The sequence below is a fragment of the Kyrpidia sp. genome, from assembly GCF_023512215.1.
Taxonomy (GTDB): Bacteria; Bacillota; Bacilli; order Kyrpidiales; family Kyrpidiaceae; genus Kyrpidia; species Kyrpidia spormannii.
The window spans coordinates 262,093-286,212 of sequence record NZ_JAILZZ010000001.1 but is presented as its reverse complement, the minus strand read 5'-3'; the positions used below and the strand labels follow the sequence as shown (position 1 = coordinate 286,212).

Here is a 24,120-nt window from a genome sequence, read left to right as displayed (position 1 = left end):
CGTGGGAAGAAATGAGGTGTCGGCGTGAATCGGGGGCGGGAATGGGCGTATGCCGCCGGATCTTTTGTTTTACATAAAATCGTCGTATGGGGCGGAAGTATCTGGTTCAGCATGGACAAACATCCGGTTGTCCCGCTGACGTCCTTTTTACAATACGCCCTGATCCAGAATTTCAGCCGCTGGGATACGCAATGGTACATCGGAATTGCCGCCCACGGATATCGCCCCACCTCGGCGGCCTTTTTTCCGTTGTTTCCCTTTTTCATTCGATACGTGCACCAGTGGACCGGATTTACGTACGTTGAAAGTGCCTGGGGGATTGCAAACATCTTCTTCTTTTTTGCCCTGTACATCACGGCGAAGCTCTTCCTGCTGGACCAACCTCCCCAGACTGCGTGGCGGGCGTTGGTGCTGATGGTGTTCTTTCCGACCGCGTTTTTCTTTGCAAGCGGGTATACCGAGCCATTGTTTCTGTTTTTTACCGCTGGGAGTCTCTATTACGCGAGGACCGGGCGTTTCTGGACAGCGGGATTTTTCGGGTTGTTCGCGTCGTTGACCCGCAACACGGGCCTGGCGTTGGTGCTACCGTTTTTGTACGAGTATTTTCGACGGCGGGGATTTCGGTGGCAGGGGGTCGGGCCAGATTTGGCGGCCGTTGCATTAATACCGGCTGGACTTGAAATCTACATGGGTCTGTTGAACGCAAAGCTCGGCGATCCCTTAGCTTTTGTACACGCCCAGCAAAAATGGAAGCGGGCATTCATGTGGCCTTGGGATACGCTTCGGCTCGGCACCCTCGAGTTGTGGGTCAAGCCGTTGCACGGTTGGTCATGGATCATCCGGGCGTTTACCGTCGGGGTGGTGTGGGCCCAGTTGGCCCTTTTAGCCCTGGCTTTGCCCTTTCGACGCTTGCGCATTCACGGCAGTTACTATCTTTTCGCCCTGGTCTCCGCAGTCGTTCCGCTGCTTTCCCCGGCTCGCGACTGGTACTTTCTGAGCATCTCTCGGTTTGTTCTCGTGCTATTTCCTTTATTCCTGATTGCCGCCCGCATGTTGAAATCTCGAGTGCTGTTTTACGCCGCCTGTGCCGCGGAGGTGGCGGGGATGTTGATAATCCTCCAGAACTTTAGCAAAGGGTACTTTGTGGCGTAGATTGAAGGAGGTAAAAGCCGGCTTCGACCAACGCTTTTCGGGCGCGGGCGATCGGTTCGGGCCCCGACGCCAAGAGGGTGTGATAATGGAGGCCGCCGGTCACTTCCGAAAAGAGAGGGACCGGCGACCTGGCGCGAATCTCGAGAAAATGGGCGAGATCTTCCGGGGTGGCAATATTGAGTCGGCCGTGAACTCGCCCGTAGACGGGGTGATCGATCCACACGTCTTCCACACTCACGCCGTGCCCCACGAGGATTTCGAGCTCCCGGGGCAGTTGTTCGGGCGTGTGCACAATTCCCAAAACTTCTCGGTAGAAGTGGGGTCGTGTGCCCAGTACGTACCCTTGGGGTGTGCTGAGGACGTTCATTCCTTCCCCTCGCAGCCGGGCGATGTCGCTCACCACCGTTTGCCGGCTAACCCCTAGGCGTCGGGCCAGTTCACCCCCTGAGACCGGGCCCGGTTCCCGATATAGGATGTAGAGCAGTCGTTCCCGTCTGGTCATGCACATTCGCCTCCCCGGTGATTGGACGCAGGGCTTCCGGCTGCGGATTAGGATACATCGAGCATGCGGTCGATGGCGAGTCTTGCCCAGCGGGCGGTGTCTTCCGGAACGTGGATAACGCCGGTGGGCTGGCCGCGGACCAAGCTTTCCAGGGAGTCTGCGAGATGGGGCCGGTCGATGCGATTCATGGTCAGACAGGGGCAAACCATCTCATTCAAAGAAATGATCATCTGGTCCGGGTGCTCCTTGGCCAAACGGTGAACAAGATTGTGTTCGGTCCCCACCGCCCACTGAGTACCCGGTGGCGCCTGACGAATTGTCCGGATAATAAAGTCGGTGGACCCGCTCGCATCGGCGAGTTGGACCGTTTCGTAAGGGCATTCCGGGTGTACGATCACTTTGATGCCCGGGTATTTCTCCCGCACAGCGCGAACATGTCCGGGTTCAAAACGCTGATGGACCGAACAATGGCCTTTCCACAGAATCACCTTTGGGTCTTGACCGCCGTGGGGGAATGAGAGTTCCATCTCCCCTGGATCGTACACGGCTGTCGCTTCGAGGGGAATGCCGAGTTTGACGGCGGTGTTCCGGCCGAGGTGCTGATCAGGCAAAAAAAGAATGCGCGGCTTGATGCTTAGCGCATATTCGAATACTCGGTTGGCGTTGGACGAGGTGCAGGTGAGTCCCCCGTGGCGTCCGACAAAAGCTTTCACGGCGGCTGAAGAATTGACATAGGTGACGGGCAGCAATGTGTCCCCATACTGATCGGTAAGCAGCTCCCAGGCCTCTTCCACATCTTGAGCGTCCGCCATATCGGCCATGGAGCAACCCGCATTATGGTCCGGCAGGATCACGGTCTGGCGGTCCCCGGTCAAGATGTCTGCCGTTTCTGCCATAAAATGGACACCGCAGAAGACAATATATTGTACATCGGTCAGCCCCGCTGCGATGCGGGACAATTGCAAGGAATCTCCCCGATAATCCGCGAAGCGAATGACATCTTCCCGCTGATAATGATGTCCAAGAATCACCACTTGGTTGTTGAGTGCCCGCTTTGCCTCAGCGATGCGCTCGTCCAACTCCTCGGAGGAATAACGGGATAACTCGGCGATGCCCGGAGTGAGACATTCCGCAAAAGCCATGGGTCAAACCTCCTATCAATGATGGTTTCATTATGGTTTTGAGGTTGTCACATGTCAAGACAGATGTAAAATAAGAGCAATACCACCAAGGGGGCGGAACACCATGGATTCTAGGCGGTATTTTGATCATGCAGCGACAACGCCGATGTACCCCGAGGTGCTCGCCGCAGTGCACCGGGTCATGGAGGAGGAAATCGGGAACCCTGGTAGTTTACATCAAGCGGGTCTTCGGGCCAAAGAGATCGTTGAGGAGTCGAGAAGCGTCATTGCCAGGTCCATCGGGGCCCGGGACCGGGAAATCGTGTTCACCGCGTCGGGAACCGAGGCCAACAACCTCGCCCTTTTCGGTGCCGCCCGGAGGCGTGCCAGGAAGGGGGAGGGCCGCCATATTCTGGTGGGCGCCATCGAACACCCGTCTGTTCTTCGGGTGGCAGACCAGCTCGTCCGGGAAGGATTTGAAGTCGAACGCTTGCCGGTGGACCGACATGGACGAGTTGACCCTGCTGAGGTCGGGCGGAGGTTGCGGCAGGACACCATTCTCGTCAGCCTCATGCACGCCAATAACGTCGTGGGATCGATCCAGCCCGTGGAGATCATCGGGGAGATGACACGGCAACGGGGTGTTCTCTTTCACGTAGATGCGGTTCAGAGCTTCGGTAAAATTCCCGTCGACGTGCGGCGCATCCGGGCGGACCTGCTCACCCTTGATGCCCACAAGATGGGCGGGCCAAAGGGAGCTGCGGCACTGTATGTACACAAGGGCACGCGGCTTGACCCCGTCATATTCGGCGGAGGTCAAGAACGGCAACTCCGGCCGGGCACGCCTAACGTGCCAGCCATCGCTGGGTTTGGGAAGGCGGTAGAATTGATGGAGCGATACGCTCTGGGCGAGCGGGGGGCGGCCCTGCGGAGGCGATTGGCAGAGCACATTCGCCGGTCGATTCCAGAGTGCGTGGTGTTTGGCCATCCGGAGGAATCCTTGCCGACCATTTTGACTATTGGAATTCCAAAGGTGGAAGGGCAATTATTGATGCTCGAACTCGATCGGAGGGGGTTCGCCGTCTCCAGCGGATCGGCCTGCAGCGCCTCGGAATCCGAACCTTCATACGTCTTATTGGCGATGGGGTACTCCCGGGACGAAGCGTTGGAAAGTCTGCGCATCAGCCTCGGATGGACCAATACGGAAAGTTCGGTGGACGAACTTGGAGAAGCCCTGTCCGAGATTGCGGCGGAGATGCGATCTGCCGCACTCTCCATCCGGGGGAAGTGATCCAACCGTCGGCACGGGTGGATCCGGGAATGAGTGGTGTGCGATCCCACTGGATTTTGTCTCTCACCCGATATGTTACCGCCGTTGTCCAAAAGTTTAAGGAAATGTTATAATGTCCACAGAAATCCGGGGTAAAGGGTGAAGATGAAGGTGGCAGCCGAACACACCATCTCGTGGTATCGAAGGAGTCTGGCCGCATATTTCTTTTTATTTCACACGGCCCTGGCCGCAGCCGTTGCCGGTGCCGTCCGATTCTTCGATCGGGTCCTCACGTCGGGAGCGGATTTTGCAATTCTGGTCGTCATTCTTGGTATGGCGTCGATCTGGACCTGGGTGTACCATCGTTGGCTGATCCCTCCGATGAAAGAGATGGTTCGCGGACTGACCGCGGTGACCGATGAGATTGACGTGTCTACCCGGGTGGGGTACCGTTCCTTTCATGAACTTGGTCGAATCTCTCACGGCATCAACCGTATGATCAAGGGATTCTACGGGATCCTGCTCAAAGTTCGAGATCACTCCCGGGATATTTCTGCAGGCATCGCGGAAATGGTTGAGCTTTCGAGCCAATCTGCCGATTGGTCTCACAAGATATCCGTCGCCATGGACCAGTTTGTCGCCGCCCTGTCCAAACAGACCGAACTCGCCCGGCTCTCGGGTAAAACCGCCCAAGAGACTGCCGCGGCAGCCCGGGTCGCGGACGGGCGGGCTTCGGAAAGTGCCCGGGCGGCGGAGCGGGCCCGGCGGGAGTTGGACAAGGGACTTCGAGCGGTGGCGGAGATTCGGCGGCAGATTCCGCAAACGGTGACCGCGGTCCACGATACGGCGGCGGCGGTGGAACAACTTGGACAGTTGTCGAAAAGGGTGGAGGAGATCGCCGGGTGGATCGGACATATCGCTTCCCAGACTCACTTGTTGGCGCTCAATGCAGGGATTGAGGCCGCCCGCGCCGGGGAAGCAGGACGGGGGTTTGCCGTGGTGGCCCAAGAGGTCCAGAAGCTGGCAGCTGAGACCCAGGGGGCAGTTCAGCAGATCGGTGGGCTCATCGATAACATCCGGGAACAAGTCGAGATCAGTGTGGCTCGGACTCGGCGATCTCAGTCCTTGGTGGATGAGCAAGAGGCATTGATTCATACGGTGGCGACCGCCTTTGACGACATTGCCGATTCGACAGCTGACGTTGACCGATCGTTGACGGCCGTCGCCGAAGCGTATCGGGTCATGGCTCAGGGTAACGATACCGTTATTCACGCTGTGGACGACGTCGTCCAAAACGCTGAACACCTGTCGGCCGCCATCCACGAAGTGTACTCCGCCGTACAACAGCAAACTGCCACGGCCACGGCGATCGCCGCCGAAGCCCGCCGGGCCCAGGAACGGGCTCGGCATCTGGAATACGAAGCCATTCGGTGGAAGGGCTTAGGCGGCTGAGACCCTGATTCGCCGCTTCCATTACCACCTCAAGAGACAATGGACTGAACGCGGACGATCTGAAGAAAATCTTCCTCTTCCAGAACTTCTTTTTCAAGCAGCCGGGCTGCCACGCGGTCTAGCACCGCCCTGTGGCGCGTGAGGATGTCCAGGGCGGTTTGATAACACTCTCCGAGCACTGCCCGGGCGTGCTGGTTGGCCGCTTCAAGATCGGCGCCTCCGCAGTGGTGAGGCCGGAGGGACAGGAGGCCAAGGGAACTCATCCCAAATCGGGCGACCACTGACCAGGCGAGATCGGTGGCTTGTTCCAAGTCTTGTTCCGCACCTGTGGAGGTGTCGCCGAAAACCAACTCTTCTGCGGCCCGTCCTCCCAAGGCCATGGTGATTTTGCCAAGCAACTCCCGTTTGGTGTACAAAACCCTGTCTTCGGGGGATTCTTGCAAGACAAACCCGAGAGCTTGTCCCCGGGGAAGGATGCTGATTCGTTGGATTCGCTCCACTCCTTCAATCAAACCGACCAGGGCGTGTCCCGCTTCGTGATAGGCGGTGATTTCACGGTCTTTCTCGCGAAGAGCCAGATCCCTGCGAGCGTTTCCTGCAACGACCCGATCGATCGCTTGAGAAAAGTGGCGCGCCTCGATCTGTCGGGCCCCTTCCTTGACAGCTAGGATGGCGGCCTCGTTGCACAGGTGCTTGAGCATCGCTCCGGAAAAACCGGGGGTGCGCCGGGCCAGACTGCGAAAATCCACCGCCGGATGGATGGGCTTAGTGCGGGCGTGGAGGCGAAGAATTTTCTCCCGTCCCTCGATGGAGGGCAGGTCAACGCGGATATGTCGGTCGAAGCGCCCGGGCCGCAGCAAGGCGGGGTCGAGGATGTCGAGTCGGTTCGTCGCTCCCATGACGATGATGTCCTGGCGTCCGTGGAAACCGTCCAACTGCACCAAGAGTTCGTTGAGGGTCTGATCCCACTCCTGGGAGCTTCCCGTCTCGCCCCGCCGCCGGCCAAGAGCATCGAGTTCGTCGAAGAAGATGATGGCCGGCCGGCCGATTCGACGCACCTGATCGAACAGGTCCCGAATTTTTTTGGCCCCGAGGCCGACGTACTGTTCAACAAACTGAGACCCACTGCAAGCGACGAATTCAACCCCGGCTTCACCTGCCACTGCCCTGGCGAGCAGCGTTTTCCCCGTGCCTGGTGGGCCGTAAAGGATCACACCCTTGGGCATCTCCGCCCCCATTCTTCGGTATTTGCCGGGATCTCGCAGGTAATCCACGATATCCCGGAGTTCGTCCACAGTTTCGTCCACCCCTGCGGCGTCGGCAAAGGTTACCGGAGGTTGACTACTCGAGAATTCCTTTGATGGCCGGGTGACATCTCGCACCACCGGCGCTGTGGGCCTGCCCAGGGGCCCAGGCGTTGGACGATACCTCAACCACGCCCAGAGAAGCCCGGACATGCCGACGGATGCAAGAATCCCGGCCAGCCATTCGCCGCTGAGGATGGGTATTCCACCCGCAATCCAAATCGGGAATTGAAATGACTTTTGCCCCCACCAGACCGTTCCGGCCGCCATGAGCATCAGAACAGACATGAAGCTAATCACCCATCGAGAGTGACGGCGTTTTCGAATATCTCGCATTTGGTCTGCCCCCTCACCCAACGAGAATCAACATCTGCCACAATTCGTCCTACGGACCAGTCTCGCCGAGAAAACGAGTAGTCAAACCGCAGCGGACGGACAGGTGTCTCTTGGCTGGGAGGCCGGAATCACGTTATAATCATGGTGCTGGGAATCCCTTCAGGTTTCCACTTAAGAAAAGGTGCGGTGTTGCCAAGGTGTGGTTTTCATCGTTTTGGAAAAAGCAGATGCAGCCGGAATCCCGGTTGGAACGACAGCGGAAACTGGTGGCTAAAAAAAGGTACGTGGTGGATATTAACGTTATGTGCAATTGTCCCCCGTTGTTCTACACCGAGGGCGTTACCCTGGTGATGCCGATCAGCGTCTATAAAGGGGCTTTTCGTTACTGGGACTCGCTGCTGAACCACCCAGATCCCGGGGAGTTCGAACGAAGTGACATAACGGCACTGTGCCAGCTGATGCCGCAATTGTCCACCGATTTTATTCGATGGCAGGCCCAAACGGTGGAACGGGCGGGAGGCGACTACTATCGTGGCAAGCCGTTGCTTCTTAACGGCAAGGTCAGGTTGCAGTTGGTGTGGGCGTATTTTTCCGATCTCCTGCCGACGGAGGCCTTGTCGGAAGTGATCGACGAGGACTACCTCTTGGACTGCCTCATCGCCGCGGCGGAGGAGAATGCCCCGTATCTGGTCACCGATGAAACGGAGTACATTGTAGAGGACTTGCGGCGGGAGTTTCGCCTTCACGTTCCTTGTCTTGACGTGGACGACGTGATGAAGGGTTTGCGGCACAACCGGTCAAACGGGTGACAGTAGCCCCCGCTGCGTCGCGGGGGCAGTCGGAATTACCGAGTTTTGCCGTCGCCGCGTTTTTTGACTGACGTGATACGGGGCGCTCCGGGCCGCTTGAAAACTGCAGTGCAGTGAAACTGCCCCGGTATCGGCACGATCGACACCAGTTCCCATCCCTGTTGTCCCATGTTGTTCAGTTGGTTGCGAATCCCCTCGACATGATTGACCAAGCTTGTGTATTCCCACTGGATTCGCGCCACAGTTGGTTCACCCCCGAGTGTCCGCGCGTGTTGCACTCATAGCATATGAAGGCGGTCTTCAAGGGTGCATGCCTGGTGTCGCAGAACCGTGAGTGACCGCTTTGGTTCCCGAGGTGGTTGGCTTTCGGCGCAGCTCGATGTGGTCATATTCCTCCGAGGCTTCAGTCTGGATCTGGGAAGAGACGGATTTCCAGAATGCGTCAAGAACCGTGGCATCCCCACTGGCCAGCAGCGTGACCGATCCTGATGAGGACGACGCGGGAAAAGCGTCTTGTTTTTCAGCGACATGCCGTGCGAGGTGATTCGCGGGATCGATGAGGAGGGTGTGGGGCACCCGGCTCTGAATCTGATCGGCGATCAGCGGATAATGGGTGCACCCGAGCACCAAAACCTCGGCGCCCCAAGTGGCCAGCGGTTTTAGATAGCTGTCTAAAAAGGGCCCATAAACCGCAGGATCTTTCACGCCTCGTTCGATCAGCGGTACCAAGGCGGGGGCGGCCACGCTCCTCACCGCTGCGTCGGGTCGTGCGGATCGAAGTCGGGCTTCAAAAACCCCGGCTTCTACGGTGCGCCGGGTGGCGAGAAGGGCGATTTTTCTCCCGGGGAAATGTTGGACCGCCGGGCCGACCGCATCCAGTAGGGTCAGTACAGGCAAATCCGGATAATGATCCACGAGGGTGTCCACGGCCACAGATGCGCTGGTATTGCAGGCCACGACCAAGAGGTCAATGTCCCGGGCCACCAGTTGTTTCACTGCGGCCAAGGAAAGGGCGCGTACCTCTTCTGCTGTTCGATCGCCATAGGGGGCATGAAGGGTATCGCCAAAGTAGACATAATCATGTTCGGGCATGTGACGTACGAACGCTGCCAAGACGGTCAGTCCGCCCACCCCGGAGTCGTACATACCGATCCTCAACGCCCAGGCCTCCTTCATTCGTGCCGGTGCATCACCGGGATCCAGTCGGTATCCGAATTTGCGCGTCCTCCCGGGAGCCTCGGAGAACGGCGCAACTCGGTGCCCGATTGGCCGGGACGTCAGTATACGCGAACAGGACGATAAAAGGTATCCCGCTCCACGGGAATCCGCCCGGCCCCTTTAATCAGCCAAACCAATTCATCTCGAGTCAAAGATTGACTGGTGAGTGCCCCGCCGGCGTGACTGATTCGCTCTTCCACCAAGGTCCCGTGTATATCTGAGGAACCGAAATACACCGCCATCTGGGTCAGGCGCGGACCAATATTGATCCAGTATGCCTTAATATGGGGCACGTTGTCCAGCATCAACCGACTCACCGCAATGGTGCGCAAATCGTCATCCGCCGATGTCCGCTGTTTCAGAGAAGCGGTTTTGCGGCTCGGCTGCACAGCCAAGGGAATAAAAGATAAAAACCCTCCCGTTTCATCCTGGAGTTCACGAATATAGATCATATGCTGTAATCGTTCTTCCAGCGTTTCAATCAACCCATACAGCATCGTGGCGTGGGTCCGGATGCCCAGTTGATGGGCAATGCGATGAACGTCGAGCCACTGCTCGACCGATGCCTTGTCAGGGGCCAATTTCTCCCGGTAGCGTTCGCTGAGAATCTCCGCTCCGCCTCCGGGCATACTTTCCAGCCCGGCATCTTTTAAAGCTTGCAAGACCTCTTTAACCGATAGACCGGACAAACGATGGAAAAACTCGACCTCAGCGGCCGTGTAGGCTTTGATCGTCACATCGGGGTAGGCCGTCTTTAATGCCCGCACAACATCTGTGTAGTATTGAAATGGCACTGTAGGATTATGGCCTCCGACGATGTGGAACTCTTTAATTCCCGGCGTCCACCTTTCCTTGACGTACTCAAGGACCTCATCCGGGGACATGGTATAAGCTCCCTCTTGATCCGGGTCCCGGCGGTAATAACAGAAACCGCAATGTGCTTCGCAAACGTTGGTGGGATTAATATACATGTTTTGTATGAAATAGACATTACGTTCATTCAGCCGCCGATTGTATTCGTCAGCCAATCGCCCGATTTCCAGCAGATCGTCATGTCGATATAGGCGCAATCCGTCTTCCAAGCTCAGCCGCTGGCCGTGGCGAACCTTTTCAGCGATATCCGCAATTCCACTCATGCGGGCCCCGCCCTCCTCTCTATCAACTGGCACAAAAAGTCTTCCGGCGAAGATATCGCCTTAAGTATAGGAGGGCACCGGAGGACTGTCAACGAAAGAGGCCGAGGATCCGGAACATCTGTTTGCCATACCCGGTGAGGTGCGATCTGTGATACACAAGAAAAGCGCCTGGTTCGGCGCTGTGAATCTTTCGGGGTGAGCATCGGGGCGCTTTTAGTCTGGAGTGCGCATGATCGGGGTATCGGTGATCGCTTTGAGCCGCGTTTTAAGCTCTTCTTCCCACGTGTCGTCGCCCGTGGCTCTTGCTAAATTAATTAAATCGAGCAGCGCATCGACTTGGTCCGGAATATACCGCCGATCCAACAAGACGCGTTCGTCCGGGGGATACATGTCGAGCACCTCTTTGACCCGGTCTTCCCCTACCAATTCGCGAAAATTCGCCTCTCGCAAGCCATCCGTGGCACAGTTGTGGGCGATCATAGCGAAATCCGACGACACAGCGGGAGCGATGTGCCACCTGTTGCAGGTCGGACACGTGAGAACCGGGACATCGTGGATGAATACGGGACCTTCGGCATAAACATTCTGCAATGACGCGACCATGGTCATACCGCAGCAGAAATCCATTGGATCTCCCTCCCGCATGTGGCGGATTCGTAAAGTCTATATTTAGCTTTCATTATAGCAAAAGATCTCGGAAAAGGGAATGGACTGAAATCAAAAAGGTCCAATGTAAACATTGACATCCCATGGCAACCGTGGTAAGATGGCATAAATTAGGTTGGCGGAAAAACCGATGACCGGGTCGAGTACCCAGTTGAGGTGGCCAGAGAGTCTCCGGCTGCTGAGAAGGAGATCCACTCGAGACTGAGGGAAAATCCCCCGGGAGGTGCGCGCCGAACGCCGAGGTGTTCCCGGCCAGTAGGTGTCGCCGCGTCCCCGCGTTACGGGGCCGGGCGTCGAAGTCGGGCGCTTTGGAAGGGAGAAGTGGGCGGCCTCTTGTCCAGGAGGCGGCCAAACAGGGTGGTACCGCGGGTAACAACTCGCCCCTGAGGGGGCGGGTTTTTTTGTGGTTTTAAAACGCATTGGGGGTGTTCCAGTTGGGGATTGCGTGACCCTTACGGACGTTCAAGAAGCGGCGGTGCGGTTGGCACCCGTCATACATCGATTTCCTCTACAACAATCCCAAACGTTCAGCCGCATGTCGAACAACCAGGTGTTTTTAAAACTGGAAAACCTCCAAAAAACCGGGGCATTCAAGATTCGCGGCGCCTATAATAAAGTGGCGAAATTGTCGCCGGAAGCCAGGGACCGGGGCATCTTCAGCGCGTCGGCCGGAAATCACGCCCAAGGGGTGGCTCTGGCCGCGTCCCGGTTTGGTGCACCCTGTACCATTGTGATGCCCGAAGGGGCACCAGAAGCAAAAATCACGGCCACTCAGGGATACGGATCCCGGGTGGAGTTGGCGGGAGCCACCTACGACGACGCTCACCTTCATGCAAAGCGGCTCTGTCGCGAGCAGGGGGGTACCTTTGTACACGCCTTCGATGATCTGGATGTGATCGCGGGCCAGGGTACCATTGCCTTGGAGATTGCGGAAGACTTGCCCGACGTCGACGCAGTGGTGGTGCCCGTGGGCGGGGGAGGCTTGATTGCGGGGATTGCCGCGGCGCTCAAGGCCCTTCGGCCAAAGACCGCAGTATACGGGGTGCAGGCGTCGGGGGCGGCCTCCATGGCCTTATCTCTGAGGGAAGGGCGTCGGGTCACATTGCCCGGGGTTGCCACCGTGGCAGATGGCATCGCAGTCAAATCCCCGGGGGAACTCACCTTTGATCACGTGAAACGTTTTGTTGATGACGTGGTTACCGTTTCGGATGACGCTATCCTTCGGGCAATGTACGCTTTTTTGGAAAGGACGAAAATGCTCGTAGAAGGTGCCGGCGCTGTTGGGCTGGCGGCTTTGTTTGAAGAGGTCCTCCCGTTGCGGCAAAAAAAAGTGGTGCTCGTGGTCAGCGGGGGGAACGTGGATATTGCAAAACTCGCCTCGTTGCATCCAATGGATCGCCCGTCACCTGTGGGAGTCGCAAAAATCTGAGGTCAAGGTGGGCCGGATCCCGGGTGCGGAATTGGGCGGCGATTGCGACAATGCCGAAAGACATTGTCATCTCGATGGGAATGGTCTATGTTTTGAAAGGGAGTACGTCTCCGGTTGGAATAGTTCGGTCGGCGCATACTAAGTGCCGGAAGTGAACCTTTGGCGTGGAGGCGATCGCCGTGAGTGAATACACGGTCCGATGTTTGTTGTGTGGGCAAACTTCGGTCGTGTCCGAACAGCAGGCGGACCAACTTCAAATCGCCAAGCAGGGGGGCGCGTATATCTGCCATCTGTGCCAAAGACGCGTTCGGCATGAATGTGAGCAGCAAACGCGTTAAAGCTGCCCGCGCCGGCCGGAGCGGCGGGCCGCTCTCCCGGGCATTTTGTCGTAAAGGGGGACCATGAATGAACATTCACGAGTATCAGGGTAAAGCGATCCTCAAAACATATGGAGTCGCCGTTCCCCAGGGGCAGGTGGCCTTCAGCGTCGAAGAGGCGGTCCGAATCGCCGAAGGTCTTGGGGGCAAAGCGGTTGTGAAAGCCCAGATTCACGCCGGAGGGCGTGGGAAGGCCGGCGGCGTGAAGGTGGCGAAATCCCTGGAACAGGTTCGGGAGTATGCCCAGCAGCTTCTCGGTTCCACTCTGGTGACCCACCAGACCGGGCCTGAGGGGAAAGTGGTCAAGCGATTGTTGATTGAACAGTTGACCGATATTCAGAAGGAGTATTACATAGGACTGGTGGTGGACCGGGCAACAGGTAGGGTTGTCATCATGGCGTCGGAAGAAGGCGGCATGGAGATCGAAGAAGTGGCCGCGAAAACTCCGGAGAAGATCGTCCGGGAGACCATCGACCCGGCAGTGGGCCTCATGCCCTTCCAAGCCCGCAAACTGGCTTATGCGATCCATATTCCGAAACCGCTGGTGAACAAGGCGGTTCAATTTATGTCTGGACTTTACCGAGCTTTTGTCGACAAAGACTGTTCAGTGGCGGAAATTAATCCACTCGTGGTGACCGGGGACGGGAACATCCTGGCCCTGGATGCCAAGCTCAATTTCGACAGCAACGGTTTATTTCGCCACCCAGAACTTTTGGAGCTGCGGGATCCCGATGAAGAGGATCCCCGCGAGCAACAAGCCGCGAAATTTGGCTTGAGCTATATTGCGCTGGACGGAAACATCGGGTGCATGGTAAACGGCGCCGGATTGGCCATGGCCACGATGGACATCATCAAGTATTACGGGGGAGAACCGGCGAACTTTCTTGATGTCGGCGGAGGGGCGAGTACCGAAAAGGTCACCGAAGCCTTCAAGATTATTCTTCAGGATGAAAAAGTGAAAGGGATCTTGGTCAATATTTTTGGCGGCATCATGAAATGTGACGTGATTGCAAACGGGGTTGTGGAAGCCGCCCGGCAGTTGGGGTTGGATCGGCCGCTGGTGGTACGGCTGGAAGGAACGAACGTGGAGTTGGGGAAAAAGATTTTGGCAGAGTCCGGTTTAAAAATCGTGCCGGCCGATTCGATGGCTGACGCGGCGGAGAAAATCGTATCGCTGGTTCATTGATGGCGGGGGGGACGAAGATGAGCATCTTGGTCGACCGGAATACCAAGGTCGTGACGCAAGGGATTACAGGTTCTACGGGATTGTTTCATACAAAACAAGCATTGGAGTACGGGACGAAGGTTGTGGCCGGCGTCACCCCGGGCAAAGGCGGCACTGTGGTCGAAGGAGTTCCTGTATTCGATACGGTGGCGGAGGCGGTCAAGGAAACCGGGGCAAACGCGTCGGTGATTTACGTGCCGCCGGCTTTTGCTGCCGATGCGATCATGGAGGCGGCGGATGCGGGGCTGGAGTTGGTGATTTGTATTACGGAAGGTATTCCGGTGCTCGATATGGTGAAAGTCAAACGGTACCTGGAAGGCCGGAAGACGCGGCTCATCGGGCCCAACTGTCCCGGGGTGATCACTCCGGATCAGTGCAAGATCGGGATTATGCCTGGTTACATCCATCGGCCCGGACACGTCGGGGTGGTCTCCAGGAGTGGGACGCTTACCTATGAGGCGGTCCACCAGCTGACCACCCGGGGCATCGGGCAGTCGACCGCCGTAGGCATCGGTGGCGACCCGGTGAACGGGACGAATTTTATCGATGTATTGAAGATGTTTAATGAGGATCCGGAGACCGAGGCTGTCATCATGATCGGCGAGATCGGAGGCACGGCGGAAGAAGAGGCGGCGGAGTGGATCAAGGCCAACATGACAAAACCGGTGGTCGGGTTTATCGCCGGTGCCACAGCTCCAAAAGGCAAGCGCATGGGCCACGCCGGAGCCATCATCTCCGGCGGGAAGGGCACCGCTGCGGAAAAGATTGCGAAGCTCAAGGAGTGCGGCGTTCGCGTCGCTCCGACGCCCGCCCAGATGGGGGAAACTTTGGTCGAGGTGTTGAAGGAACGGGGCCTGCTCGAGAAGTGTCAGACCGCGGTCCAGCAAACTCGTTGATCACGGTCCCCGCGGTTGAATCACCCCCTTTTCCAAGGGGGTTTTCTTTTTTTGTGTGCGGTTTGACATTTTTAAATAAAGGGAGTCCCCCGAATCCCTGTCGAATGGAGCAAGGGAGAGACAACGGGTGGGGGTGGCGGTTTGAGAGTAGGTTCGGATGAGTGGCGGGAGGAGCGGGCAGCACTCTTAACCTTGTCGCGGGTGGAGGGGGTGGGGCCCGGGACGCTTTCCGTCTGGAAGAAACAGTTCGGGACGTTCCGCAGCCTCTGGGCGCTATCTGAGGTGGAGATTGCCTCGGGCCTGGGGCCAAGGGGGAAGATGTTGGCTGGCCGTATCGTAGGTGCCCGCCGCCGGGGACCTAAGGGGGCGGACCTCGAGGAATGGACGCCCTATGGCGCCATGTGGACTACAACTCTCTTGGACTCCGATTACCCGGGTCGCTTAAGAAGTCTCCACGATGCTCCTTGGGTATTGTACGGGGTGGGTAATCCCGGGGTTCTCAAGGACGATCTCCCAGCTTTGGCAATTGTGGGAACCCGGCATCCGACGATGGTGGGGCGGCGGGTAGCCCGATTGTGGAGTGCAGATTTGGCAAGGCGCGGTGTGGTGATCGTGTCCGGTTTGGCCCGGGGCATTGACGGGTTAGCCCACCGGGGGGCTCTGGAAGGGGGAGGGCGGACCATTGCAGTCCTGGCCGGCGGATTTCATCACCTGTATCCCCCGGAGCATCGATCTCTGGCAGCGGCGGTGGCGCGCAGCGGGGCGCTGATCAGTGAGCAGCCTCCCAACTGTCAGCCCAGGCCGGGATTGTTCCCCATTCGCAACCGCATCATCAGCGGATTGTCAGAAGGCGTCCTCGTGGTGGAAGCCGGGGTGACCAGTGGAGCCCTGAAGACCGTGGACCATGCTCTGGACCAGGGCAGGGACGTATTTGCGGTCCCGGGATCTGTGGCCATCGAGGCCAGCCGGGGCACTAACCTCCTCATCCGGGACGGAGCTAAACCGGCGATGAGCCCCGACGACGTCGCGGCGGAGTATCCACATTGGCCTGCTGCGCTTCCTGCCTCGGCCGATGGCGAAATCGAGAACCGGATTGCACGCCGGGCGGTGGACTCAGATTCCGGGCGGGTTCTGGCCGCCTTGGAGGAAGGTTGCCGCACGCCGGACCTCATCGCCAGGCGAACGGGTCTCCGGCTGGAACACATCAGCCGGGTTCTCACCGATTTAGAACTCGCGGGGCGGATCTACCGCGAACCCGGGGGATTGTACGGGGTTGTTCCTTTTTTGCGCGGTTAACCTTTCTTTCGCGGCGTCCCATGACCCTAAGGGGTTTCGTGGAAAACGGCGATCAAGTCGATTGCGGGTGGTTTTCGCTGGCCAGAACCGCCAGGGAGTGGGAAAGGGAACAGGACATGTCCGCGCGTTGCATATCTTTGGAGGAGAGTGGTACTATGGTTGCAACCGCGATCAGACTTTCGATCCCTTTGTCTGAACCCTGCAGCGGGAAAGGGGGAGAATGCGGTGGCAGATTACCTCGTCATTGTGGAATCTCCCGCGAAAGCGAAAACCATCGGCAAGTATCTCGGTAAACGATATATGGTTAAAGCGTCCATGGGCCACATTCGGGATCTCCCAAAGAGCAAGCTCGGGGTGGATGTTGCCCGTGATTTTGAACCGCATTATATCACCATCCGGGGAAAGGGAGACGTACTGAAAACCCTTCGGGATGCCAGTAAAAAAGTTAAGCGGGTGTATCTGGCGGCCGACCCGGACCGGGAGGGCGAAGCGATCGCTTGGCATTTGGCGAACTATCTCGATGTCAATCCGGATGGGCCGTGTCGGGTTGTTTTTCATGAAATCACGAAACAAGCGGTTCAAGAAGCCTTTGCTCATCCGCGACCCATCGATCGGGATTTGGTAAACGCGCAACAAGCCAGGCGGATCCTGGACCGGCTGGTGGGATATAAGATTAGCCCCCTGTTGTGGAAGAAGGTGCGCAAGGGGCTGAGCGCCGGACGAGTCCAGTCTGTTGCACTGCGGCTGGTATGCGACCGGGAGAAGGAGATCCGGGAGTTCAAGCCCGAAGAGTACTGGACCCTGACGGCTCGCTTTAAAGTCGACGGTCGGACGTTTGAAGCGAAATTCGTCGGAGTCGGGGACCAGAAGGTGGAGTTGGCGAACGAAGAGGAGGTCAAGGCGATCCTCGCCCGGATATCCGGCCAGTCTTTCACGGTGATCGGGGTGCGTAAAAGTGAGCGTCGCCGGAATCCGGCGCCGCCTTTTACAACCAGCAGCCTGCAACAGGAGGCGGCGCGGAAACTCAACTTTCGCGCCCAAAAGACGATGTCGGTGGCCCAGCAGTTGTATGAAGGCCTCGAGATCGGGAAAGAGGGCAGCGTGGGACTCATCACCTACATGCGGACCGACTCCACCCGAGTGTCGCCGGTGGCCCAGGAGCAAGCCCGTTCTTACGTAGAGAAGACTTATGGGGCGGCATATCTCCCGGAAAAGGTCAAACAGTACCAGACCCGCTCAGGGGCCCAGGACGCCCACGAGGCGGTGCGCCCCACTGAGGTCGCGCGAACCCCGGAATCCATCAAGGCCTATTTGAACCGGGATCAATATCGGTTGTACAAGTTAATCTGGGAACGGTTTGTCGCAAGCCAGATGGCGCCGGCGGTTCTGGATACGGTGTCGGCGGATATCCAAGCTGGGGATGTCTTGTTTCGCGCGGCGGGCTCCAAGGTGAAGTTTCCGGGTTTCATGACCCTGTACGTCGAAGGGGAAGACGATGCCAAAGAAGAAGAGAACCGCGACCTGCCCGATCTGCGGCAAGGACAGGAGCTCCCGGAGCCGGCTCTGGAGCCGAAACAACATTTTACCCAGCCTCCGCCCCGCTACACCGAAGCTCGTCTCGTAAAAACGATGGAGGAGCTAGGCATCGGGCGTCCGAGCACCTATGCGCCGACCCTGGAGACGATCCAGAAAAGGGGGTATGTATTGCTGCAGGAACGACGTTTCGTTCCTACAGAACTCGGAGAGGTTGTGGTGGAACTTCTCAAGGAGTTTTTCCCCGAAATCATCGACGTGGAATTTACCGCTCAGATGGAGGAGCGACTGGATGGGGTCGGGGAGGGACGGGTCAATTGGGTGGAGATGTTGGAGGAGTTTTACCAGGATTTTCAAAAACAATTGGATCTCGCCGAGCAGGCCATGCAGCACGTCCATCTGGAGGAAGAAGAATCGGATGAGATCTGTGAGAAGTGCGGTCGGAGGATGGTGTATAAGCACGGTCGGTTCGGAAAGTTTCTCGCGTGTCCGGGATTCCCGGAGTGCCGGAACACCAAACCGATCCTCAAATCGATCGGGGTGTCTTGCCCGAAATGCGGCGGCGATCTGGTAGAACGCCGGGCAAAGCGGGGGCGAATATTTTACGGGTGCAAAAACTATCCCAGCTGTGATTTTGTCTTGTGGGATCGTCCAACTGGCGAGAAATGCCCCCAGTGCGGAAGCCTCCTTGTCCTTCGAAAAGCAAAGGATAAAGAGACGGTCCAATGCAGCAATCCCCAGTGCGATTTTAAAGGGAACGCACTGGAAAAGGCCGAAAAGGGCAATTCCGCCGGGCGGAGGTCAGCGGTTGAAACGATGTGAGGAGGGATGAGGGTGGATCCCGTTACGGTTGTCGGAGCGGGTCTTGCCGGTTCGGAGGCGGCGTGGCAAATCGCCCGCCAGGGGGTGCCCGTTCGTTTGTACGAGATGCGGCCGACGGTTTTCACTCCCGCCCATCGCACGGACCGCTTCGCGGAACTCGTATGCAGCAATTCCTTGCGGGGAGCCGCTCTAACGAATGCGGTTGGACTCCTAAAGGAAGAAATGAGGCGGCTGGGCTCGATCATTCTCGAGGAGGCGGACCGGCATGCCGTGCCGGCCGGGGGGGCTTTGGCGGTGGACCGGGAAAGATTCTCCGCTGCAGTGACGGAGCGGCTTGAAGCTCATCCCTTCATTGAAATCCGGCGAGAAGAGGTGACCGAGCTGCCACCCGGCATTGGCGTAGTGGCCACCGGTCCGCTCACGTCGGAGAAACTCCATCGAACGATTGCCCGATGGACCGGGGAAGCGTATCTTTATTTCTATGACGCGGCAGCTCCGGTGGTCACCCGGGAATCGATCAATTGGGGGAAAGTTTTTGTGGCATCCCGGTATGACAAAGGCGAGGCGGCTTATGTGAACTGCCCGATGACCGAAGATGAATTCGACCGGTTTTATGAGGCCTTGGTGTCCGCCGAGACGGCGCCACTCCGAGATTTTGAAAAAGAGGTCTATTTCGAGGGGTGCATGCCGGTGGAGGTGATGGCAAGGCGCGGCCGGCAAACTCTTCTGTTTGGACCGATGAAGCCGGTGGGCCTTATCGATCCGCGCACGGGAAAACGGCCCTTTGCCGTCGTGCAATTGAGGCAGGATAATGCTGCGGCGACGCTGTATAATATAGTGGGATTTCAAACACACCTGCGGTGGGGAGAGCAGTCCCGGGTGTTTCGCCTCATTCCCGGGCTGGAGGAAGCGGAGTTCGCGCGTTTCGGGGTGATGCACCGCAACACCTATCTCAATTCTCCCAGGTTGCTTTTGCCAACGTATCAAACCCGCCGGCGAGAGACGTTGTTTTTTGCAGGACAGATCACAGGTGTGGAAGGGTACGTGGAGTCTGCCGCATCGGGGCTGATTGCGGGGATCAATGCGGGACGCCTGGCCAGGGGAGAGGATCCGTTGACCTGGCCGCCGGAGACGGCGATGGGGAGCCTCGCCCGGTATATCACCGAGGCGGACCCTGACAATTTTCAGCCCATGAATGCGACGTTTGGACTGCTTCCGCCCCTTAATCCGCCTGTTCGGGAAAAGGCCAGGCGACATCTGGCCACCAGCGAGCGGGCTTTGGCCATTTTGGCGGCCTTTATGGGCGTGAATCGATTGAATCTCGCCGGATAAATGGATTCACGAGAAAGGGGGGAGATCCATGGGGGCGGATTGTTCCCGGGCCGATAGGGCTGTGGAGGAATTTCGGGTGTATCTAGAGTCCGAACGGCGATTGTCCCCACGTACTGTTCGAGCTTACATGGGCGATGTCGGCCAGCTGCTCGAATGGATGCAGGCCCAGGGCATCGGCGGATGGGATCTCTTGACCCCGGTACGGATCCGGGATTTTTTGGCGGAGTTGTGGGACCGGGGGTTGTCCCGGCGCTCGGTGGCGAGGATGCTGTCCGCGTATCGGACGTTGTATCGGTTTTTTCTTCGGGAGGACGAAGTGCGGGAGAGCCCTCTGGAACCCGTGGCGACACCCAAACAGGAGAAAAGAATTCCCAATTTTATGGATGTTGAAGAGGTGTTCCACCTCCTGGCGTCGCCTGATCCGAATACGGCTCTCGGACAGAGAGACCGGGCCTTGTTGGAGTGGCTGTACGCCACGGGGGTCCGGGTGGGGGAAGCGGTGGCCCTTCGTGTGGGGGATGTCGACATAGCTGGTCAGCGGGCGCTGATCCACGGGAAAGGAGGGAAAGAGCGGTATGTCCTGTTTGGCCGCTCGGCGGCCCGGGCTTTAACCCGGTATTTGGAGGTGGGGTGGCCGGCTTTGGCGGGAGCATGCCCGGGGCCCGCGGATCCGGTATTCCTGAATTATCGCGGGGGTGCTCTCAGCGACCGGAGCGTCCGCCGGATCGTGGACCGGCACATGGCGCGGGTGGCGGGCTATCACAAGATCAGTCCCCACGTGCTGAGGCATACTTTCGCCACCCATCTGCTGGATGCCGGAGCGGATCTCCGGGCGGTTCAGGAATTGCTCGGGCATGCCAGCCTCAGATCGACCCAGATCTATACGCATACCACCCGGGAACGATTGCTTCAGGTATATCTCCACGCTCATCCCCGGGCCTAAGGAGGAAGTTTGGATGACCCAGTTGCATGGAACGACCATTTTTGCCATACTGGACCGCGGGCACGCAGTGATGGCGGGGGACGGGCAGGTCACGATGGGCGATGCCACCGTGCTGAAACACGGGGCGAAAAAGGTCAGGCGTCTTTACCAGGGAAGAGTCTTGGCCGGTTTTGCCGGCTCGGTGGCGGACGCCCTGGCCCTTTTCGAACGGTTCGAAGCGAGCTTGGATAGCCACAGCGGCAATTTGCCCCGGGCGGCGGTGGATGTGGCGAAAGAGTGGCGGACCGACCGGGTGCTTCGGCGATTAGAAGCGATGCTGGTGGTGTGCGACCGGGAGCACCTTTTGCTGCTCTCGGGCAGCGGGGAGGTCATTGAGCCGGACGACGGGATCCTGGCTGTGGGTTCCGGGGGGGTGTACGCCCTGGCGGCGGGGCGAGCCTTGAAGCGGCACGCTGCGGGCCTGTCGCCCCGGGAGATCGCCCTGGAAGCCATGCGCATCGCGTCGGAGATTTGCGTCTACACGAACGACCGATTCGTCGTCGAGGAGCTCGAATAGGAGGGAAGGCCATGGAGGACGCCCAGTTGACGCCCAAACAGATCGTCGCGGAGCTCGACAAGTACATCGTGGGGCAAAGGGAAGCCAAACGCGCCGTCGCCGTGGCTCTGAGGAATCGGTATCGCCGGAACCGGCTGCCTGATGAGATGAGGGAGGAGGTCGTACCGAAGAATATCCTCATGATCGGGCCAACCGGGGTCGGCAAAACGGAATTGGCCAGGCGTCTGGCGAAGCTGGTGCGCGCGCCCTTTGTGAAGGTGGAGGCGACGAAATTCACCGAGGTGGGGTACGTCGGCCGGGACGTGGACTCGATGGTGAGGGATCTGGTGGAGACGGCGATCCGCATGGTACGCCAGGAGCGGATGGCCGAGGTCGAAGTGGAGGCGCGCAAGGCGGCGGAAGAGCGACTGATTTCGCTCCTGGCTCATGAAGGGGACGGATCCAAGGGGTTTCGCAACCCCCTTGAGATGTTGTTCAACCCCGGCCAGGAGCAGAGCAGCCCCCGGGAACCGGATCCGAAAGACACTGCCCGCCGGGAGGAGGTGGCGAGGCGCCTGGCCGCCGGAGAACTGGAGGATCAGGTGATCGAGATCGAGGTTGAAGACAGCACCTTGCCCTTTTTGGACGTGGGGGCGACCGGACAGTTTGAAGAGATGGGGATGCAGATTCAGGATCTTCTCGGGCAGATCCTGCCCCGGCGAAAGCGCAAGCGCAAAGTGACGGTTCGCGAAGCCCGGCACAGTCTCACCCAACAGGAGGCGCAAAAGCTAATCGACATGGACGAGGTGCAGGCGGAAGCGGTGCACCGGGCTGAGCAGTCGGGGATTATTTTTATCGACGAAATCGATAAAATCGCAGGGAAAGACCGCCATGGCCCGGATGTTTCCCGGGAGGGGGTGCAACGGGACATTCTCCCCATCGTCGAGGGCTCGACGGTCATGACAAAATACGGGCCAGTCAAGACGGACCACATTCTGTTCATCGCTGCGGGTGCATTTCATATGTCGAAACCGTCCGATTTGATCCCAGAACTACAGGGACGCTTTCCCATCCGGATCGAGCTGCACAGCCTGAGTGCCGATGACTTTCGGCGGATTCTGACGGAGCCTCGCCATGCGCTCATCAAGCAGTACACGGCCCTTCTCGCCACGGAGGGGGTCAACGTGGTGTTCACCGATGCGGCCGTCCAGAGACTTGCGGAATTGGCTGCGGCCGTCAACCAACAGACGGAGAATATCGGTGCGCGGCGATTGAACACCCTGATGGAAAAATTGATGGAAGACCTGTTTTTTGAAGCTCCAGACATATTTTTGGACAAAATTGAAATAACGCCCGAATATGTGGATGAAAAGTTGGCGAGCATCGCGGGAGATCGAGATTTGAGCCAGTACATTTTGTAACCGGGCGTAAGGAGGATGTACAGATGGATCTACTCAGCAAAACCAGGCGGATCAATCGATTGTTACAGCGGTCGGCCGGGCAGCACGTGGATTTTATGGAGATGGCCCAGGTGCTGCGGGACGTCATCGAGAGCAACGTGTTTGTGGTCAGCCGGTCCGGAAAAATTCTGGGCTACGGGATCCTTTCCGAGTTCGAGGGCAGTGTGAACGACAGCGAGATCGTTCAACAGCGGCGTTTCCCTCTGGATTACAACGATTATCTGCTTCGCCACGAACGCACAGCTCCCAACGTGGACGACCCTCAGCCTTTTGCGGTATTCACCGAGCAGATGAATCGCCTGTTTCCGGAGCGGTACACCACCCTCGTGCCCATCGTCGGCGGCGGGGATCGGCTGGGAACCTTGATTCTCGCCCGATTTAACAAGGCTTTCGAAGAGGATGATTTGTTGCTCGGCGAGTACGGCGCCACAGTGGTGGGAATGGAGATTCTCCGGGCTCATTCCGAAGAGATGGAGGAGGAGATGCGCAACAAGGCGATTGTCCAGATGGCCATCGACTCGCTGTCTTACAGTGAACTGGAGGCGGTGGAACACATTTTTGAAGAGCTCGACGGGAAAGAAGGCCTCCTGGTCGCCAGCAAAATCGCCGATCGGGTCGGCATCACCCGTTCGGTTATCGTCAACGCCCTGCGGAAGTTGGAGAGCGCCGGGGTGATTGAGTCCAGGTCCCTGGGGATGAAAGGGACCTACATCAAGATTTTGAATGATAAGCTGCTTCCCGAGTTGGAGCGCGTGAAGAACCGGTGATCCCATAGCCGTCTCTTCCTTTTGATTCGGGCACCCGAAAGGGTGCTTTCTTTTTGCCCCGGAGAGCAGGAATCTCTGGCGGACTGACGAAACTTATGATGACTTTCGTCAAGGAGGGGTGAGGCGTGCAACTGTTTTCCACAGGCGCCATGCAGTGGCTGCCTCAGGCGTTGGATGCGACGGCCCTCCGTCAGAAACTCATCGCTGACAACGTCGCCAACGTCGATACGCCGGGCTACCAACGCCAGGACGTCCGGTTTGAGGACATCTTTGCCCAGGCGTTGGCCCAGCCGGCCCCATTGGCCGGTTTCCGTACCGATCCCCGCCATTTTATTATCGGGCCGCCGCCCTTGTCTCAGGTCCGTCCCGAGACGACGGTGGACAATCAAACGGTTTATAGCACGAACGGGAACAACGTGGATATGGATCGGGAGATGACCGAATTAGCAGCGAACCAGACGGAATACTTGACCTTGCTGCAGGACGTCAATCTCCAGTTCGCCATGCTTCGGTACGCTTTGAATGGGAGGTAAGATTTG

21 protein-coding genes and 1 other annotated feature are annotated in these 24,120 nt (G+C 58.1%); of the genes, 15 read left to right on the top strand and 6 right to left on the bottom strand.

The genetic code is table 11. The features are described 5' to 3' along the window. Positions 1-24 precede the first annotated feature (24 nt). Positions 25-1,152 (top strand): mannosyltransferase family protein, encoded by a 1,128-nt coding sequence (locus K6T64_RS01425; protein WP_288008273.1) that lies wholly within the window; start codon positions 25-27, stop codon positions 1,150-1,152. Here the strand turns inward: K6T64_RS01425 and K6T64_RS01420 are convergent. After that, positions 1,127-1,654, bottom strand: a complete 528-nt coding sequence (locus tag K6T64_RS01420) for a transcription repressor NadR (RefSeq protein ID WP_288008272.1) — start codon at positions 1,652-1,654, stop codon at positions 1,127-1,129. The genes K6T64_RS01425 and K6T64_RS01420 overlap by 26 nt on opposite strands. A 47-nt stretch (positions 1,655-1,701) precedes the next feature. Beyond that, positions 1,702-2,796: a quinolinate synthase NadA gene (nadA, locus tag K6T64_RS01415; RefSeq protein WP_288008271.1), complete on the bottom strand. Its 1,095-nt coding sequence runs from the start codon at positions 2,794-2,796 to the stop codon at positions 1,702-1,704. Positions 2,797-2,899: 103 nt separating this feature from the next. Here nadA and K6T64_RS01410 point away from each other — a divergent pair, with 103 nt between their 5' ends. Beyond that, a complete protein-coding gene (locus tag K6T64_RS01410; RefSeq protein WP_288008270.1) occupies positions 2,900-4,066 on the top strand; it encodes a cysteine desulfurase family protein in 1,167 nt (388 codons plus the stop codon). A 150-nt stretch (positions 4,067-4,216) separates the two neighbouring features. Continuing rightward, the gene (locus K6T64_RS01405) at positions 4,217-5,497 is read left to right on the top strand and encodes a methyl-accepting chemotaxis protein (protein WP_288008269.1); all 1,281 of its coding nucleotides are present in this window, start codon (positions 4,217-4,219) and stop codon (positions 5,495-5,497) included. Between the two features lie 29 nt (positions 5,498-5,526). Here the strand turns inward: K6T64_RS01405 and K6T64_RS01400 are convergent, their stop codons facing one another. Next, positions 5,527-7,089: an ATP-dependent metallopeptidase FtsH/Yme1/Tma family protein gene (locus K6T64_RS01400; protein ID WP_288008268.1), complete on the bottom strand. Its 1,563-nt coding sequence runs from the start codon at positions 7,087-7,089 to the stop codon at positions 5,527-5,529. Positions 7,090-7,334: 245 nt separating this feature from the next. Here K6T64_RS01400 and K6T64_RS01395 point away from each other — a divergent pair, with 245 nt between their 5' ends. Then, positions 7,335-7,946 (top strand): hypothetical protein, encoded by a 612-nt coding sequence (locus K6T64_RS01395; RefSeq protein ID WP_288008267.1) that lies wholly within the window; start codon positions 7,335-7,337, stop codon positions 7,944-7,946. Positions 7,947-8,246: 300 nt separating this feature from the next. Here the strand turns inward: K6T64_RS01395 and murI are convergent, their stop codons facing one another. The 3 genes from murI to K6T64_RS01380 form a co-directional block, all read right to left on the bottom strand. Continuing rightward, positions 8,247-9,104, bottom strand: a complete 858-nt coding sequence (gene murI / locus K6T64_RS01390) for a glutamate racemase (protein ID WP_288008266.1) — start codon at positions 9,102-9,104, stop codon at positions 8,247-8,249. A gap of 119 nt (positions 9,105-9,223) precedes the next feature. Continuing rightward, entirely contained in the window at positions 9,224-10,300 is a 1,077-nt protein-coding gene (gene mqnE / locus K6T64_RS01385; protein ID WP_100667839.1) for an aminofutalosine synthase MqnE, read from the bottom strand. Positions 10,301-10,513: 213 nt separating this feature from the next. Further along, a complete protein-coding gene (locus K6T64_RS01380; protein ID WP_100667838.1) occupies positions 10,514-10,927 on the bottom strand; it encodes a hypothetical protein in 414 nt (137 codons plus the stop codon). A gap of 160 nt (positions 10,928-11,087) precedes the next feature. Beyond that, positions 11,088-11,354, top strand: a binding site (T-box leader). Positions 11,355-11,369: 15 nt separating this feature from the next. Here K6T64_RS01380 and ilvA point away from each other — a divergent pair. From ilvA to flgB, 11 genes are all read left to right on the top strand, one after another. Further along, positions 11,370-12,395 (top strand): threonine ammonia-lyase, encoded by a 1,026-nt coding sequence (gene ilvA / locus K6T64_RS01375; RefSeq protein WP_100667837.1) that lies wholly within the window; start codon positions 11,370-11,372, stop codon positions 12,393-12,395. Between the two features lie 405 nt (positions 12,396-12,800). Then, the gene (gene sucC, locus K6T64_RS01370; RefSeq protein WP_100667836.1) at positions 12,801-13,958 is read left to right on the top strand and encodes an ADP-forming succinate--CoA ligase subunit beta; all 1,158 of its coding nucleotides are present in this window, start codon (positions 12,801-12,803) and stop codon (positions 13,956-13,958) included. Positions 13,959-13,975: 17 nt separating this feature from the next. Then, complete coding sequence (sucD, locus tag K6T64_RS01365; RefSeq protein ID WP_170085686.1) at positions 13,976-14,893, top strand: succinate--CoA ligase subunit alpha; 918 nt, start codon at positions 13,976-13,978, stop codon at positions 14,891-14,893. A gap of 141 nt (positions 14,894-15,034) precedes the next feature. Beyond that, positions 15,035-16,189, top strand: coding sequence for a DNA-processing protein DprA (dprA, locus tag K6T64_RS01360; protein WP_288008265.1), 1,155 nt, complete (start codon positions 15,035-15,037; stop codon positions 16,187-16,189). A 225-nt stretch (positions 16,190-16,414) separates the two neighbouring features. Further along, complete coding sequence (gene topA / locus K6T64_RS01355; RefSeq protein ID WP_170085684.1) at positions 16,415-18,544, top strand: type I DNA topoisomerase; 2,130 nt, start codon at positions 16,415-16,417, stop codon at positions 18,542-18,544. Positions 18,545-18,550: 6 nt separating this feature from the next. Next, a complete protein-coding gene (gene trmFO, locus K6T64_RS01350) occupies positions 18,551-19,876 on the top strand; it encodes an FADH(2)-oxidizing methylenetetrahydrofolate--tRNA-(uracil(54)-C(5))-methyltransferase TrmFO (RefSeq protein WP_288008264.1) in 1,326 nt (441 codons plus the stop codon). 28 nt (positions 19,877-19,904) lie between these two features. Continuing rightward, the gene (locus K6T64_RS01345; RefSeq protein WP_288008263.1) at positions 19,905-20,819 is read left to right on the top strand and encodes a tyrosine recombinase XerC; all 915 of its coding nucleotides are present in this window, start codon (positions 19,905-19,907) and stop codon (positions 20,817-20,819) included. 13 nt (positions 20,820-20,832) lie between these two features. Next, positions 20,833-21,375, top strand: a complete 543-nt coding sequence (hslV, locus tag K6T64_RS01340; protein ID WP_100667831.1) for an ATP-dependent protease subunit HslV — start codon at positions 20,833-20,835, stop codon at positions 21,373-21,375. 11 nt (positions 21,376-21,386) lie between these two features. Then, complete coding sequence (gene hslU / locus K6T64_RS01335; protein WP_288008262.1) at positions 21,387-22,775, top strand: ATP-dependent protease ATPase subunit HslU; 1,389 nt, start codon at positions 21,387-21,389, stop codon at positions 22,773-22,775. 23 nt (positions 22,776-22,798) lie between these two features. Continuing rightward, the gene (gene codY, locus K6T64_RS01330) at positions 22,799-23,581 is read left to right on the top strand and encodes a GTP-sensing pleiotropic transcriptional regulator CodY (protein WP_100667829.1); all 783 of its coding nucleotides are present in this window, start codon (positions 22,799-22,801) and stop codon (positions 23,579-23,581) included. Between the two features lie 125 nt (positions 23,582-23,706). Then, complete coding sequence (gene flgB / locus K6T64_RS01325) at positions 23,707-24,114, top strand: flagellar basal body rod protein FlgB (protein ID WP_232059666.1); 408 nt, start codon at positions 23,707-23,709, stop codon at positions 24,112-24,114. The last annotated feature ends 6 nt before the right edge of the window (positions 24,115-24,120 follow it).

What these genes read in the sequence shown, in the direction of transcription:
- K6T64_RS01420 (WP_288008272.1), bottom strand. Translation starts at nt 1,654, where the DNA reads ATGACCAGACGGGAACGACTGCTCTACATCCTATATCGGGAACCGGGC.
- nadA (WP_288008271.1), bottom strand. Translation starts at nt 2,796, where the DNA reads ATGGCTTTTGCGGAATGTCTCACTCCGGGCATCGCCGAGTTATCCCGT.
- K6T64_RS01410 (WP_288008270.1), top strand. Translation starts at nt 2,900, where the DNA reads ATGGATTCTAGGCGGTATTTTGATCATGCAGCGACAACGCCGATGTAC.
- K6T64_RS01400 (WP_288008268.1), bottom strand. Translation starts at nt 7,089, where the DNA reads ATGTCTGTTCTGATGCTCATGGCGGCCGGAACGGTCTGGTGGGGGCAA.
- mqnE (WP_100667839.1), bottom strand. Translation starts at nt 10,300, where the DNA reads ATGAGTGGAATTGCGGATATCGCTGAAAAGGTTCGCCACGGCCAGCGG.
- K6T64_RS01380 (WP_100667838.1), bottom strand. Translation starts at nt 10,927, where the DNA reads ATGGATTTCTGCTGCGGTATGACCATGGTCGCGTCATTGCAGAATGTT.
- sucC (WP_100667836.1), top strand. Translation starts at nt 12,801, where the DNA reads ATGAACATTCACGAGTATCAGGGTAAAGCGATCCTCAAAACATATGGA.
- sucD (WP_170085686.1), top strand. Translation starts at nt 13,976, where the DNA reads ATGAGCATCTTGGTCGACCGGAATACCAAGGTCGTGACGCAAGGGATT.
- trmFO (WP_288008264.1), top strand. Translation starts at nt 18,551, where the DNA reads ATGAGGGTGGATCCCGTTACGGTTGTCGGAGCGGGTCTTGCCGGTTCG.
- K6T64_RS01345 (WP_288008263.1), top strand. Translation starts at nt 19,905, where the DNA reads ATGGGGGCGGATTGTTCCCGGGCCGATAGGGCTGTGGAGGAATTTCGG.
- hslV (WP_100667831.1), top strand. Translation starts at nt 20,833, where the DNA reads ATGACCCAGTTGCATGGAACGACCATTTTTGCCATACTGGACCGCGGG.
- hslU (WP_288008262.1), top strand. Translation starts at nt 21,387, where the DNA reads ATGGAGGACGCCCAGTTGACGCCCAAACAGATCGTCGCGGAGCTCGAC.
- codY (WP_100667829.1), top strand. Translation starts at nt 22,799, where the DNA reads ATGGATCTACTCAGCAAAACCAGGCGGATCAATCGATTGTTACAGCGG.